This is a genomic window from Calditerrivibrio sp. (assembly GCA_026415135.1).
Classification (GTDB): domain Bacteria; phylum Chrysiogenota; class Deferribacteres; order Deferribacterales; family Calditerrivibrionaceae; genus Calditerrivibrio.
On sequence record JAOAHS010000001.1, the window covers coordinates 74690 to 88381 of the forward strand.

Genomic DNA, 13692 nt, shown 5'->3' on the forward strand with positions numbered 1-13692 from the left:
TGTATTTTTTTTCAATAGTCATTTAAAAAAATGTTGACAAATTTTGTAAACAATATTATTGCTTACTTTAGAGGTAAACAATGGTTTTAATAAAAAAAGAAGTTGATTACGCGATTAGAATAATTGCGTATTTATTAGGTAAGAACTGTTTGGTAAAAACTGAGGAGATCTCTGAGAGGCTTTATATTTCTTTTTCAAATACTATTAAAATTTTGCACAAATTGTCAAAATGTGGTATAATAGAAACTAAGACTGGCAAAAATGGTGGGGTTTTGTTGAGTAAAGGAGTTGAGGATTTGAGCATTTATTCTGTTTTAAAGTGTATGGGTTATGATTCTGAGATAAATGCTTGTGTTAATGTACCTGAATCATGCAAGTTAAATCCAATTTGTAATATTACCCATTTTTTCGCAGAACTTCAGTATGATCTTATAGATCGATTAAAAAGCAGGAAGATTAAGGATTTCATCTTTGATGATAAAGCACTACAAAAAATAGGAGGTTTTTATGAATGAGTACCAATACGATTACCAAACGGTAAAGGGTTTTATAATTTCCAGCCTATTTTGGGGCGTAGTGGGGCTTGTAATTGGTCTTCTTATCTCAGTCCAGATGTGGAATGCTGATTTTAACTTCGGAGAGTATTTTACGTTTGGAAGATTGAGGACGATCCACACTAACGTTTTGGCTTATGGTCTCGGTATAGGCGCTGAATTTGGTATTTTTTACTATTTAGTAATTAGGCTAACTAAAAGACCGCTTATCTTCCCAAAGCTTGCACGTTTTCACCTATGGCTGTTCAATATCGGTATAGCACTTGCGACATGGACACTTTTTATGGGGTATTCCCAGAATCTTGAATACGCTGAATTCGAATGGCCTATCGATATTGCCGTAGTGATTCTGTGGGTTATTTTTGCCATCAATGTGATGGGGACTATTTTCAAAAGAAAAGAAGAGGAGATGTATATATCCCTCTGGTTTATCATTGCTACCATTGTTACAGTAGCTATTCTTTATATAGTAAACAATCTTTCAATCCCAGCTACACTTTTCAAATCTTATCACCTTTTTGCTGGTGTTAATAGTGCAAATGTGGAATGGTGGTATGGCCATAATGCGGTTGGATTTTTGTTTACTACCCCAATTCTTGCAATGTTTTATTATTTCTTGCCTAAATCCACTGGGCTACCCATATACAGCCATAGACTTTCTATAATTTCTTTCTGGTCACTTATTTTTGCTTACCTCTGGACAGGAGCACACCACCTTGTTTACACGCCACTTCCTGATTGGATACAGACCTTAGGTATAGCGTTCACCCTTTTCTTAATAGTTCCATCATGGGGTTCTGTGGTTAATGGGTACTTTACAGTGGAAAGTGACTGGTCTGTGATGAAGAACAAGTATCTGACTAAATTCTTTATTGCAGGTATAACTTTTTATGGCTTACAGACTATTCAAGGCCCATCTCAGAGTATTAGAGTGATAAGTTCTTTAATTCACTATACCGACTGGGTACCAGGTCACGTTCATATGGGTACTATGGGTTGGGTGACAATGGTTGTATGTGCTTCTATTTATTATATCATTCCACATATCTATAAAACAGAGATTTACAGTGAAAAGATAGCCAACATACATTTCTGGATAGTGCTGATTGGCCAGCTTATGTTCTCCATTACTATGTGGATTACTGGTATTCAGCAGGGGGCTATGTGGAAAATGACAAACCCTGATGGTTCACTTAAGTATACATTTATTGAGACAGTTGTAGCAAATTATCCTTACTGGCAAATGAGAACAATCGCAGGTGTGATATTCGTAATTGGAATGCTTTTCTTCCTGTATAATGTATTTATGACTATTCAAAAGGGGAAGAAAGAGCTTGCAGCTAAACTCGCTGCGGCTAATGCTTAAGGAGGCTACTTATGTCCCATAACAAGAGTAAATTATATAGCAATGCCCTATTGTTTACAGTGGTTGCGGCGATAACAGTACTTATAGGTACTTTTGTTACCATGTTTTATCCAATGATGAGGGATGAAATGCACCCCAAATTGGAAAGTCTACAGCCTTTTACCCCTCTACAACTTGCTGGTAGAGATGTGTATATGAGAGAAGGTTGCATGAACTGTCATACCCAGACAGTTAGACCATTGAAAGCGGATGTACTTAGGTATGGTGATTATTCCAAGGCTGGTGAGTTTTTCTATGATAGACCACACCTTTGGGGGTCTAAGAGAACAGGTCCAGATCTTGCAAGGATAGGTGGTAAATACCCAGATGATTGGCATTATCAACATATGGCTAACCCGCAAGCTTTTTATGAAAAATCTAATATGCCAAAATACGATTTCTTATCGAAAAAAAAGATCGATATAGATAAGACTGTAGCTGGTTTAAAGGTTTTGGGTATTCAGTACAAACCTGAGGAGATCGAAGCTTTAAAAACAAAGAATGAAATGGATGCCATAGTGGCTTATCTTCAGCAGCTTGGTACTTCTATAGCTAAAAAACAGGTTATCATTGTAGACGAAAAAACAGTAGAGGAAAAGAGCCCATTAGCTGGTAAAGCAGAAGCAGTGGCTGAAGGGCAAAGGCTTTACAAGATCGAGTGTGTGGGTTGTCACGGGAAGAATGCAGAAGGGAATATAGGTACTGCATTCGCTGATTCAACAAGAACAGATAAAGAGCTCTTTCTGGTAATTGCGAACGGAGTCGAAGGTGCAATGCCCGGATATGCTAATCAGTTTAGTAGGGAGAAGATCTGGGCAATGGTTGAATATGCTAAGTCTTTGAAAAAGCAATAGGGGGTAAAATATGGCTGAGTACAAAGAGGAGTTTGATGATTTCTCAAAATTTGAGAAAGAGGATACAAAAAACGAGATACCTGCTGGTTGGTTGATATTTAGTATAATCTTAACAATTTTTTGTATCTATTATATTTATGCTTATACTCCGGCTTTTACGGGTTGGAGCCAAGAAAAGGTATTTCAGGAAACAATGAAAAAATAACTCTAATTAAGGGTAGGCAATAGATGCCTACCCTTTAGTCTAAGAAGGTGATGATATGGCATGGGATCATATAATGCTTATTATTTTTGGATTTTTTTTAGTATTTTTGATGTTAGGTGCTATAATCTACTACTATCTACCTCATAGAAAAGAAAAAGTGGAAAAGGCAAAGTATGATATGTTAAAGGATGAGGATGAGTAGTAACTACCAACAAAAAAGAAAAGTTGTAAGGATAATCCTCATTTCTTTGAGTTTGATTATACCTTTTGTTAAGATCAATGGGAATAGTCTCTTAAGGTTTGATATTGGTGAACTTATACTTTATCTGTTTGGTTATCCTATACCAATAAAAAATTTCTTTTTTGTGTTGCTTGCAACACTTTTTGTTACATTTCTCTTTGTAACAATGACTTTGGTTTATGGAAGGATTTGGTGTGGATGGTTGTGCCCCCAGTCGGTGAGCATGGAGGTAACAGCTTTCGTCGATAAACTTAAAAAAGGGCAATTGGCGAAAAAGGGGATTAATCTCGTCTGGCTTTGGTTTATAAGTTTTGTGGTTGCATTAGATATGGTCTTTTATTTTGTTGATCCATATAAATTTTTTAATAGTTTGATCTTCAAAGGGTATATTCATCCTGTTACCCTTGGTTTCATTGTTGTGCTTACTATCTTAGTTTTTTTAGATCTATATTTAGTTAGATACAGGTTTTGTGCAACTATATGTCCCTACTCCATGATACAATCTGTGCTCTACGATGATCATACGTTAGCTGTATATATGATACCGGAAACTAAGGATAAATGTATCAACTGTTTGGCATGTGTAAAAGTTTGTTCAACTGGTATTGACATAAGAAAGGGGTTGAATTCAGCCTGTATAAATTGTGCAAAGTGTATAGATGCTTGTCAAAAGGTTATGGAGAAATGGGGTGGCAGATCCCTTTTTGCATACCTTTTTGGACCTAATAACAATCCAAATCTATCAAGACCTACAGTTTTAATAAGTGGTGCTGTGACGTTGGTTTTTCTAATTGTGACAGTCGTCTCAGCTTTGAATATCAAAAGCTATTCCGTTGAGTTTATGACCAATCCAAAATTTTATCCAAGATACACAGCTGATGAGGCTGTAAACGGTTTTCAGTTAATGTTGGAGAATTTGGGTGCAAAGGAAAAATCATTCAGGATAGAGTTGGCTTCCCAGCTACCTGTTAAAATTGAACCAGATAAAGTTTTTGTGGTTGGATCTAAAGAGAAGATTGTGGAAAATGTTTTTATAAAATTCCCCAGAGAGATAGCAGAAAAAAATCAATTGATAAATCTAACTGTTTTTATAATAGATGAAAAAGGTAGTAAAATTGAAAAAAAAATAACATTTAGAAAACCTTTTGCAAAAAGGAACGGAGTGGTGAAATGAGATTGATGGTAGCTCTTATAATTGTGGGGCTGTTACTTTTATATAGCACTTTCTATTTTGGTGCAATCTATTTTGATGGTAAGGTTGAGAAAAATACCTATGAAGCTGCGATCAACTATGACAAACATAAGAAACTGATCTCAGATATAAAATTGGATTTATCTGTGGAAAAAATCAGTTATAATAATGGTATATGGAATATAACCGGTGAGATTAGGGGCAAAAGTGGTTTTAGTATTAAATCTTTACAAGTGGATTCGCCATCAAAAAAGGTAGAGATTGTTCAGAAAGTTGAGCTTAGTAATAACAATTTTAATATCAGATTGGATAAAGTTAGCGAGGGTAATTATGTTATAGTTGCTCAACTATTCATTGATAACGAATCTGTGAGGCTTGAAAAGCCTATTTACTTAAAAAATATGTGAGGTGTGCTATGAGGTTAGGTACTATTATTATGATACTTTCGATAATAACAATGATGTTTATTCCGCTCTTTTTGGCAATGAAGTTTTAATATGTCATCTCTGTACATTCTTGTGCCAATCAGCCTTTTGTTAGGTGGATTGGCACTTTATTTCTTTTTTTGGGCGTTGAAAAGAAAGCAGTTTGATGATACTGAAGGGATAAAATATAGAATACTCCACGATGACGACGAAGAATGATCTTTTGATTGAATGCAGTCATTGTCTTTTAAAAATAAAAAGAAATACTGCCATCTTGGAAAAAGATGAAGATGGTGTTGAGAGGTATTTTTGTTGTACAGGGTGCCATTCTGTTTATCATTTTGTAAAGACAGGTGGTCTGGAAAGGTTTTACTCTATAAGGAAGGGTTATAGTCCCGGAAGTATAAAGAAGGTACAGGTTAGAGAGGAGCTGTTTAAAGATGATTTAAGGCTTATTGAAAAAGGGATGTATTTAATTAGTTTTTTTATATCTGATATTAGATGTGCTGCTTGTATATGGTTGATAGAAAATAGCTTAAAAAAGTTAGATGGTATAAAGTATGTCAGGGTGAATTATGCTACCCATAAAATGACTGTTGAATATGAAAGTGAAAAGATAGCATTACAGAGGATACTGGATACAGTTACTAATTTGGGCTATTGTCCTGTACCAACTATTTTGTCCTCCACCTCAGATCTTTTGGAGCGGGAAAAAAAAGAATATTTTGTTAGGTTTGCTGTAGCATCATTTTTTGCGATGCAGTTGATGCTTTACAGTATAGCCCTTTATGCTGGATATTTTCAGGGTATTGATAAGAGTTTGAAGTTTTTATTTTCTTTTTTAAGCTTTTTGTTGGCTACTCCGGTGATCTTTTATTCCGGGAAACCTTTTATAATAAATTCCATTAAATCCCTTAAAAATAGGGTTTTGAGTATGGATATACTTGTTTCCTTGGGGACTTTATCGGCTTACTTTTATAGTATTTTTGCACTTTTTACAGAAAGAGAAATATATTTTGACTCGGTTGCTATGATTATCACATTGATACTTTTAGGCAGATTTATAGAATCTTCGATTAAGCTTAAAGGTTCAAAAGAGCTTTTGATATTAAGATCTTTACAACCAAGACAGGTAAAAAAGCTGAATCAAATACCCACTGATCTCAATAATGTAGAACCTATAGTGGAGCGTGTGGAAAATATAAAGGCTGGTGATCTTATTGTGGTTTATGAACAGGAGATTATACCACTTGACGGTGAAGTTGTGATGGGTTCTGCTGAAGTGGATGAGTCTGCTTTAACCGGTGAGAGTATGCCCTTTGAAAAGAAAAAGGGTACAATTGTTTTCTCCGGAACAAAAGTTATATCTGGTGTAATTGTTGTTTCTGTTTTGGGGGATTATAAGAATTCTGTTTTGTCTAAGATTGTTGATGCCCTTGATTCAGCACAAAATACAGAATTTAAGACTAAACGCTATGTAGATAAGGTCATATCCATTTTTGTCCCCTCTGTAATAGCTATATCTTTAGCTACTTTTCTATACTGGTTCTTTTCTAATGGTGATATAACTGATGGTCTGATAAAAGCTGTATCTGTTTTAGTGATATCATGTCCATGTGCCTTGGGGATTGCTACACCCTTAGCCCTTATGATTGCTACAAGTGTTTCATTAAAAGAGGGGATTGTTATAAAAAATGGTGATATTCTCGAGAATATGAAAGAGGTAAAAAATATATTCTTTGATAAAACAGGAACTCTGACAGAAGGGGTATTAAAAGTTTCCATGATATATCCTATAGATATCCCAGAAAAAGAACTCATTCGGATAGTTGCTTCTGTTGAGAAAAACTCAAGACATCCCGTAGCAAAGGCCATATTGGATATCTGTTTTGATGAGTTATATGAGCTAAAAGAGTATAAAGAGGTACCTGGTATAGGGATTTACGCCAAGATAACTCCTGACATTGAAGTTGTGGTGGGGAATGAAAAAATTGTTTCATACTTTAATCTAAAATCACTGACTTTAGCTATACCTGAAGAATGTAAAAATGATATTCAGGTCTGTGTATATATCGATGGGACATTCAAGGGGATGATTTTTCTTAGGGATCATCTTAAAAAAGAAGTTCCGACCCTTTTTATGAAATGGAAAAATCATGGATTCAGCATAGAAGTACTCACTGGAGATAATGAGAGATCAGCGAAAAAAGTCTTAGAGCCTATATTAGGTTATGCTACTATAAAAGCACAACTTTCACCCTTTCAAAAAGGGGAGAGGATTGAAGCTTTGGAGTTAAGTGGTGTAAAGACTATGTTTGTAGGGGATGGTCTAAACGATTCTATATCTATTAAAAAAGCGTCTGTGGGGATTGCTATGGGTAGTGGGTCTGAACTGGCAATAGAGACTTCAGATGCGGTGATATTGAATAATAGTCTGTTTAGTGTTGATAAGTTTATATCCATATCGAAAAAGACATTAAAAGTAATCAAAGAGAACCTTTTTTGGGCGTTTATCTACAATATAATTATGATCCCGTTGGCAGCCACGGGTTATATTCATCCTATAATCTCTGCTGTATTTATGAGTGTGAGCTCAATTATTGTTGTATTAAACTCGTTAAGATTAAAAAGAATTTAAACTGTTTTGTCCTTACCCATTAAATTTTTATAGATAAATTCATCAAAATATTGTATAGTTATTGTAAATAAACTCAAAAGTAAGGGGTAGATGGCAAACGAAGGGATCTTAGAACAGATAAGTAAGCGCATGGATATATTTGTACCGCTTGCAGTCATAGGTATCTTACTTGTGATGATACTGCCGGTGCATCCTTTTATTCTTGATATATTACTCACTATAAGTATTAGTATCTCTGTTATTATCCTTTTTGTTTCAATCTATGTTGAGGATACGCTCGACTTTTCTACTTTTCCATCGATTCTGCTGATAGTAACACTGTTTAGACTTGCGTTAAACATAGCTACCACAAGAAGAATATTGCTCTTTGGGGCTGAGGGAGAAGATGCTGCGGGTAGTGTTATAATGGCTTTTGGCCAATTTGTTGTTGGTGGGGATTTTGTAGTGGGGATGATAATTTTTATTATCCTGGTGATTATCAATTTTGTTGTTATTACAAAGGGTTCTGGTAGAGTTGCAGAGGTGGCTGCAAGGTTCACCCTTGATGCAATGCCCGGTAAGCAGATGAGTATTGATGCAGATCTAAATGCTGGTATCATTGATGACAAAACAGCCAGAAAATTAAGAGCTGATTTACAGAAAAAGGCGGATTTTTACGGAGCAATGGATGGTGCCAGTAAGTTTGTGAGGGGTGATGCTGTTGCAGGGTTACTCATTACTTTTATAAACATTATAGCTGGTTTAATTATAGGGGTAGTAAAGTTTGATATGCCGGTGGCGGAGGCTGCAAAGAGGTTTACCATTCTTACGGTAGGAGATGGTTTGGTTAGTCAGATACCTGCTTTGATTGTTTCTACTGCAGCTGGTATAATCGTTACCAGGTCAGGTGAAGACAAAGAGCTAAATCTTAATCTCGTTGAACAGATGTTTAGAAGCTATAAGGTATTAAGATTATCAGGTTATATTTTGATTTTCTTAGGGCTTATACCAGGTTTACCAAAATTGTCATTTTTTATTATTGGAGGCATTCTTATTGCCATTAGCTATTCAATCGGTAGGGGGGAAGTTGTTACCAAAAAGGCTGAGGAAAAGAAAGAGGAAGCTGCTACCACATCTGACGAGGAGGATGTTAAAAGTCTCTTGGAGATGGATGTGATGGAGCTTGAGATAGGGTTTAATCTTATATCTTTAGTAGATCCCGCACAGGGGGGGACCCTTCTAAACAGAATAAAATCTGTTAGAAGACAGATGGCCCTTGAGATGGGTTTTATAGTTCCACCTATTAGGATCAGAGATAACCTTCAATTGGATTCAAATGGGTATGTTATTCTTATAAAGGGTGTAAAGGTAGTCAGTGGTTCTGTAATGGTGGGTAAGTATCTTGCTATGTCGTCAGGAGGTAATCTGGATCAGTTGACAGGCATACCTACTAAGGAGCCGGCTTTTGGTATAGATGCAAAATGGATTGATGAAGATGAAAAGGAAAGGGCAGTTTTGGAAGGGTTTACGGTGGTCGATCCCACAACGGTTATAGTTACCCATCTAACTGAGATTATAAAATCGTATGCCCATGAGATAGTTGGTAGACAGGAGTTGCAGGAATTACTTGATAAGGTTAAGGAAAAGTCTCCGAAATTGGTGGATGATCTTATTCCTAATATTCTTGATTTGGGTTCTGTGCATAGGGTTATTCTTAATCTGCTCAAGGAAAAAGTTTCTATAAGAAATTTACCCACTATATTAGAAACGTTAGCGACCTATGGCGTTCAAAATAAAGATGTGGACTTACTGACAGAAAGAGTAAGATATGTTTTAAGAAGACAGATAACAGAATCTATTTTGGCAGCTGATGGTGTGTTGTATCTTTTTACCTTAAATTCGAGTATAGAGCAGTTCTTAGCTAAGAATATACAGATGACTGAGGATGGAAGAGAGATTGTTATGGATCCATCCATTGCCCAGAAGATTCTCTCTGCTGTTATATCAAAAGTGGATGAGATTGTTGCAAAAGGGATACCTGCCAATCTTGTGATTTCACCTCCGATTAGGCTTGCTTTTAGAAGATTTGTGGAAAAATTTGTTAAAAACATAAATGTTATTTCCCATAATGAGATAGCAGATGGTGTCAGGATTGAATCCTTAGGTTCATTGGAGATTGAATTATGAAGATAAAAAAGTACGAAGTCTATGATATGAAGGATGCTTTGGCGTTGATAAAGAAAGAATTAGGGCCAGACGCTGTTATATTATCTACCAGAAAGATTAATAAGCCCAGTGGGTATGGTATATTTTCCAAGCCTATGATTGAAGTAACAGCAGCCATAGACTACGATACCAAAAAGGAGTACAAATTACCTCCAAAATTTACAGAGATGGAGAGGGAAAAATCTGTTGATAATACAGATAAGATAGCTGAGATAATCAATAGTCTGGGTCTCAATAAGTTTGAAGCTTTGGTTAACGATGTGTTGGATATCAAAAAACAGATTATGGAGATGAAATCTGTAATATCTGAAAATGTAGCTACGGATATAGAACCTCACCTTAAGGAGATCTATCAGATTTTGGTGAAAAACGGTGTGGATGATATGATAGTTTACAAGTTTTTAAAGCGTGTAGAAAACAGGGTTCCAGCTACTTATGGAAAAATGCAGATTAAAAATATTATAACCCAGCTTTTATCTGAACTGATTCCAGTTGAAAAAGACTATTTTTCCAGTATAAAGCAAAAAGTGTTAGCGTTAGTTGGTCCTACAGGGGTGGGGAAAACTACTACGATTGCAAAGATAGCTGCTAATCTTGCTCTGAAACTACAAAAAAAAGTTTGCCTCATATCGATAGATACCTTTAGAATTGGCGCTGTGGAACAGTTGAAAACTTATTCAGAGATTATCGATGTTCCCCTCTTCGTAGCATCTAGCCCCACAGACCTTGAGGAGATTGTTAATGATATCAGACATTACGATTACATTTTGCTCGACTCCATGGGTAGGAGTCAGTTTGATAGTGAGCAGATTCTCGAATTGAAAAAGTTTTTAGAGGTGAGTCCGTATATAACAGTAGCGCTCGTAATGTCGATGAGTAGTAATCATGTTGAGATGTATGATATTTATGATAGATATGCCAAGCTTATGCCAAACTATATAATATTCACAAAGTTAGATGAAACCCGTTTTTTCGGGCCACTTATTAATGTTCCATTGATCAAAAAGGTTCCTATTATGCTGCTCTCTACAGGGCAAAATGTTCCCGATGACATGGAGATACCAGATGGCAAAAAGATTGCTAAGTCTGTTTTAAACGAAATACCTGTTCAATGGAGAGATTAATTTATGGATCAGGCACAAAATTTAAGAAAAATAGCTTGGGGACTAAGAAGGAAGTCGATATATATATCTATTTCAAGTGGTAAAGGGGGAGTAGGAAAGACCAATTTTGCGGTTAATATCTCCTACCTTTTAGCCCAAATGGGGAAAAAAGTTCTTTTGTTAGATGCTGACTTAGGTCTTGCAAATGTTGATATAATTCTTAATCTTAATGTTAAAAGTAACATAAAGGATTTTTTGGGAGGGGATATAGATGCAGATGAGTTGGTGGTTGAATCGGGGTACGGATTTGATGTGGTACCTGCTTCCAGTGGCTTCGTAAGCCTGACAAAGCTTAAAGAGAGTGACTACGATAGACTTGCAGATCTATTTGTTAAGTTTGATAGTAGGTATGACTATATCATTTTTGATACGGGTGCAGGAATAGGTGAAAATGTGATAAAATTTGCCTCAATTTCAGATATTCTTGTAGTAATTACTCAGCCAGAGCCCACAGCTGTGACCGATGCTTATGCTTTTATAAAGGTGGTTAATAGAGAGTTTAATATAAAAAGACCTTATCTCGTTGTGAATAGATCTAAAACAAAAGAGGATGGACAAAATATTTACGAAAACCTTAAACAGGTATTAAAAAAATTTTTAAATATAGAACTTGAACTTTTAGGTGTTTTAAGGGATTGTCAGGAACTTATATCATCTGTAAAGGAGCAGAAACCTATAGCAGCTCTCAATCCTGCCTCAACTTACATAAAGGATCTTTTGGTTATAGCTAAAAAAATAACCAACATGAATGTAGAAAGAAACGGTGATGTTGATATTATAAATATCTTCAGGAGGAGCTTATGAAGGGCATTCATCAGTATTTGGCTCTTCTAATTGCATCTATTATATTTTTAATTTCCTTTACTTTTAAGTTTCTTTTAGATATTATTAGTGTGGGGCTTATATTTAGAGACTTTGTTATGTTTTTAGGGATATATTGGGTTACAAAAAGTATACTTTCAAAGGTAGAGGTTATATTTGTTTTGAGTAAAAAGGTGAGTGGTGAATGAGCTTGTCCACCTATCATGGTAGCCTGGATAAGGTAGAACAGGAAGAGATAATTAAAGAGTTTTTACCCAAGATAAAGTCATGGGTGGTAAAGATCAGTAGTAGATTGCCGTCAAATGTGGATAATGATGATCTTTATTCTGCAGCCTGTATGGGGCTGGTTGAGGCACTACAAAAATTTGATAAAGGCAGAAATACAGATTTTAATACATATGCAGAAAGGAGAATTAAGGGGGCTATCCTTGATGCTCTAAGGCAAATGGACTTTTTGCCCAGAAATGTAAGGACCAAGTTGAAGCAATTTGAGGAGAAGCTAAACGAATTAACAACAAAGCTCGGTAGAAAACCGACTTCTGATGAACTAGTTAATTTTACCGGTTTATCCTTTGATGATGTTTATAATTTTTTAAATCTTATGGAATCAGGGCAGATGGCAAGTCTTGATTCAACCATTGATGAAGATGGTGATCTGTCTTTAATGGATACAATAAGATCCGTTATCGATGGTCCTGAAGATGTTGTGAGTAGAGAACAATTGATTAGCAAACTGGGTGAAGTTATAGAGAGTTTGCCCCAAAAGGAGAGACTTGTTATTACCCTTTATTATTATGAGGATCTTACAATGAAAGAGATTGGGTCAGTGCTTGAAATCTCAGAATCAAGAGTATCCCAGATACATTCTGAAGCGTTAAAAAAGATTAAGAAGAAAATCAAGGGGGTTGTATGAGTATAAAAGTTTTAGTTGTTGATGATTCTGCTTTCATGAGGAAAGCAATAGAAAATATGATCAAGAAGGATCCAAATATAGAGGTTATAGGTTTTGCAAGGAATGGTTTAGAAGCAATTGATATGGTTCAAAAACTTAAGCCTGATATTGTTACATTGGATGTTGAAATGCCCCAGATGGATGGATTAACTGCACTAAGAAAAATCATGGAGATTTCCAGTGTTCCTGTTATTATGGTAAGTTCCCTTACCACTGAAGGTGCGGAAGCTACTTTGAAAGCTTTAGAGATTGGGGCTGTCGATTTTATACCAAAGGATAAATCTTTTGCAAGTTTAGGTATCATGAAGATCGAGGACCAGTTGATTGAAAAGATTAAAACTTTTGCTGGCAGGAAGATTATTGCAAGAGCGCCAATATCTAGACCTATGGTTACTCCTCCTACACAGGTCCCTCCAATTCAGAAGAAACCTGGTCTCATAAATGGGGGTAAAAAAGTTGTAGCAATTGGCACATCTACCGGTGGGCCCCAATCTCTACAGAAGGTTATCCCAAAACTTACAAAGGATCTTAATAGACCAGTTCTTGTTGTTCAACATATGCCACCAAATTTTACCAAGTCACTGGCGAATAGGTTAAATTCTATGAGTCAACTTGAGGTTATAGAGGTTGAAGGGAAAGAGAAGCTTGATCCTAATATTGTTTATATTGCAAAAGGGGGATTTCATCTAAAGATTAAAAAAGTTGGGTCGAATTACTATATTGAGACTACTTCTGAACCGTCGAATGTATTGCATATTCCAAGTGTTGATGTGATGACTGCATCTATAGCTGAGAACTTTGGAAGGGATGCTTTGGGGGTTATTATGACCGGTATGGGAAGCGATGGTTTGATAGGACTTAAAAAGTTAAAAGAAAAAGGGGGTGCTATCATAGCTCAGGATAAGGATAGCTGTGTTGTGTATGGTATGCCAAGAGCTGTTGTAGAAGCTGGTATAGCAGATGAAGTGGTCCCTTTGGAGGATATAGCAGATTATATTGTTAAATACTGTAAGTGATTGTATTTTAATAAATAAAA

15 protein-coding genes are annotated in these 13692 nt (G+C 35.8%); all 15 read left to right on the top strand.

Going from position 1 to position 13692, the window contains the following annotated elements:
* Positions 1-80 precede the first annotated feature (80 nt).
* The 15 genes from N3C60_00385 to N3C60_00455 all read left to right on the top strand — a co-directional run bounded on the left by N3C60_00385 (position 81) and on the right by N3C60_00455 (position 13672).
* Positions 81-515 (top strand): Rrf2 family transcriptional regulator, encoded by a 435-nt coding sequence (locus N3C60_00385; protein ID MCX8083369.1) that lies wholly within the window; start codon positions 81-83, stop codon positions 513-515.
* Positions 508-1920: a cbb3-type cytochrome c oxidase subunit I gene (locus tag N3C60_00390; protein MCX8083370.1), complete on the top strand. Its 1413-nt coding sequence runs from the start codon at positions 508-510 to the stop codon at positions 1918-1920. Before N3C60_00385 ends, N3C60_00390 begins: the two co-directional genes overlap by 8 nt.
* An 11-nt stretch (positions 1921-1931) precedes the next feature.
* Positions 1932-2813, top strand: coding sequence for a cbb3-type cytochrome c oxidase subunit II (locus tag N3C60_00395; protein MCX8083371.1), 882 nt, complete (start codon positions 1932-1934; stop codon positions 2811-2813).
* 10 nt (positions 2814-2823) lie between these two features.
* Positions 2824-3018: a hypothetical protein gene (locus N3C60_00400; protein MCX8083372.1), complete on the top strand. Its 195-nt coding sequence runs from the start codon at positions 2824-2826 to the stop codon at positions 3016-3018.
* A gap of 55 nt (positions 3019-3073) precedes the next feature.
* Entirely contained in the window at positions 3074-3220 is a 147-nt protein-coding gene (locus N3C60_00405) for a cbb3-type cytochrome c oxidase subunit 3 (protein MCX8083373.1), read from the top strand.
* Entirely contained in the window at positions 3213-4433 is a 1221-nt protein-coding gene (locus N3C60_00410) for a 4Fe-4S binding protein (GenBank protein MCX8083374.1), read from the top strand. The genes N3C60_00405 and N3C60_00410 overlap by 8 nt, the downstream gene beginning before the upstream one ends.
* Complete coding sequence (locus N3C60_00415; GenBank protein ID MCX8083375.1) at positions 4430-4858, top strand: hypothetical protein; 429 nt, start codon at positions 4430-4432, stop codon at positions 4856-4858. Before N3C60_00410 ends, N3C60_00415 begins: the two co-directional genes overlap by 4 nt.
* A gap of 90 nt (positions 4859-4948) precedes the next feature.
* Positions 4949-5095 carry a cbb3-type cytochrome oxidase assembly protein CcoS gene (gene ccoS, locus N3C60_00420; protein MCX8083376.1) on the top strand — a complete coding sequence of 49 codons (147 nt, stop codon included), beginning with the start codon at positions 4949-4951 and terminating at the stop codon, positions 5093-5095.
* Positions 5079-7514, top strand: coding sequence for a heavy metal translocating P-type ATPase (locus N3C60_00425; GenBank protein MCX8083377.1), 2436 nt, complete (start codon positions 5079-5081; stop codon positions 7512-7514). The genes ccoS and N3C60_00425 overlap by 17 nt, the downstream gene beginning before the upstream one ends.
* Positions 7515-7604: 90 nt before the next feature.
* Positions 7605-9680, top strand: a complete 2076-nt coding sequence (gene flhA / locus N3C60_00430; protein ID MCX8083378.1) for a flagellar biosynthesis protein FlhA — start codon at positions 7605-7607, stop codon at positions 9678-9680.
* The gene (gene flhF, locus N3C60_00435; protein MCX8083379.1) at positions 9677-10843 is read left to right on the top strand and encodes a flagellar biosynthesis protein FlhF; all 1167 of its coding nucleotides are present in this window, start codon (positions 9677-9679) and stop codon (positions 10841-10843) included. Before flhA ends, flhF begins: the two co-directional genes overlap by 4 nt.
* A 3-nt stretch (positions 10844-10846) precedes the next feature.
* Positions 10847-11686, top strand: a complete 840-nt coding sequence (locus tag N3C60_00440; GenBank protein MCX8083380.1) for a MinD/ParA family protein — start codon at positions 10847-10849, stop codon at positions 11684-11686.
* A complete protein-coding gene (locus N3C60_00445) occupies positions 11683-11892 on the top strand; it encodes a hypothetical protein (GenBank protein MCX8083381.1) in 210 nt (69 codons plus the stop codon). Before N3C60_00440 ends, N3C60_00445 begins: the two co-directional genes overlap by 4 nt.
* Positions 11889-12617 carry a FliA/WhiG family RNA polymerase sigma factor gene (locus tag N3C60_00450; protein MCX8083382.1) on the top strand — a complete coding sequence of 243 codons (729 nt, stop codon included), beginning with the start codon at positions 11889-11891 and terminating at the stop codon, positions 12615-12617. The genes N3C60_00445 and N3C60_00450 overlap by 4 nt, the downstream gene beginning before the upstream one ends.
* Positions 12614-13672 (top strand): chemotaxis response regulator protein-glutamate methylesterase, encoded by a 1059-nt coding sequence (locus N3C60_00455; GenBank protein MCX8083383.1) that lies wholly within the window; start codon positions 12614-12616, stop codon positions 13670-13672. The genes N3C60_00450 and N3C60_00455 overlap by 4 nt, the downstream gene beginning before the upstream one ends.
* The last annotated feature ends 20 nt before the right edge of the window (positions 13673-13692 follow it).

Excerpts from the sequence above, each read along its gene's own strand:
- N3C60_00385 (MCX8083369.1), top strand. The coding sequence starts at position 81 with ATGGTTTTAATAAAAAAAGAAGTTGATTACGCGATTAGAATAATTGCG.
- N3C60_00390 (MCX8083370.1), top strand. The coding sequence starts at position 508 with ATGAATGAGTACCAATACGATTACCAAACGGTAAAGGGTTTTATAATT.
- N3C60_00395 (MCX8083371.1), top strand. The coding sequence starts at position 1,932 with ATGTCCCATAACAAGAGTAAATTATATAGCAATGCCCTATTGTTTACA.
- N3C60_00400 (MCX8083372.1), top strand. The coding sequence starts at position 2,824 with ATGGCTGAGTACAAAGAGGAGTTTGATGATTTCTCAAAATTTGAGAAA.
- N3C60_00405 (MCX8083373.1), top strand. The coding sequence starts at position 3,074 with ATGGCATGGGATCATATAATGCTTATTATTTTTGGATTTTTTTTAGTA.
- N3C60_00410 (MCX8083374.1), top strand. The coding sequence starts at position 3,213 with ATGAGTAGTAACTACCAACAAAAAAGAAAAGTTGTAAGGATAATCCTC.
- N3C60_00415 (MCX8083375.1), top strand. The coding sequence starts at position 4,430 with ATGAGATTGATGGTAGCTCTTATAATTGTGGGGCTGTTACTTTTATAT.
- ccoS (MCX8083376.1), top strand. The coding sequence starts at position 4,949 with ATGTCATCTCTGTACATTCTTGTGCCAATCAGCCTTTTGTTAGGTGGA.
- N3C60_00425 (MCX8083377.1), top strand. The coding sequence starts at position 5,079 with ATGACGACGAAGAATGATCTTTTGATTGAATGCAGTCATTGTCTTTTA.
- flhA (MCX8083378.1), top strand. The coding sequence starts at position 7,605 with ATGGCAAACGAAGGGATCTTAGAACAGATAAGTAAGCGCATGGATATA.
- flhF (MCX8083379.1), top strand. The coding sequence starts at position 9,677 with ATGAAGATAAAAAAGTACGAAGTCTATGATATGAAGGATGCTTTGGCG.
- N3C60_00440 (MCX8083380.1), top strand. The coding sequence starts at position 10,847 with ATGGATCAGGCACAAAATTTAAGAAAAATAGCTTGGGGACTAAGAAGG.
- N3C60_00445 (MCX8083381.1), top strand. The coding sequence starts at position 11,683 with ATGAAGGGCATTCATCAGTATTTGGCTCTTCTAATTGCATCTATTATA.
- N3C60_00450 (MCX8083382.1), top strand. The coding sequence starts at position 11,889 with ATGAGCTTGTCCACCTATCATGGTAGCCTGGATAAGGTAGAACAGGAA.
- N3C60_00455 (MCX8083383.1), top strand. The coding sequence starts at position 12,614 with ATGAGTATAAAAGTTTTAGTTGTTGATGATTCTGCTTTCATGAGGAAA.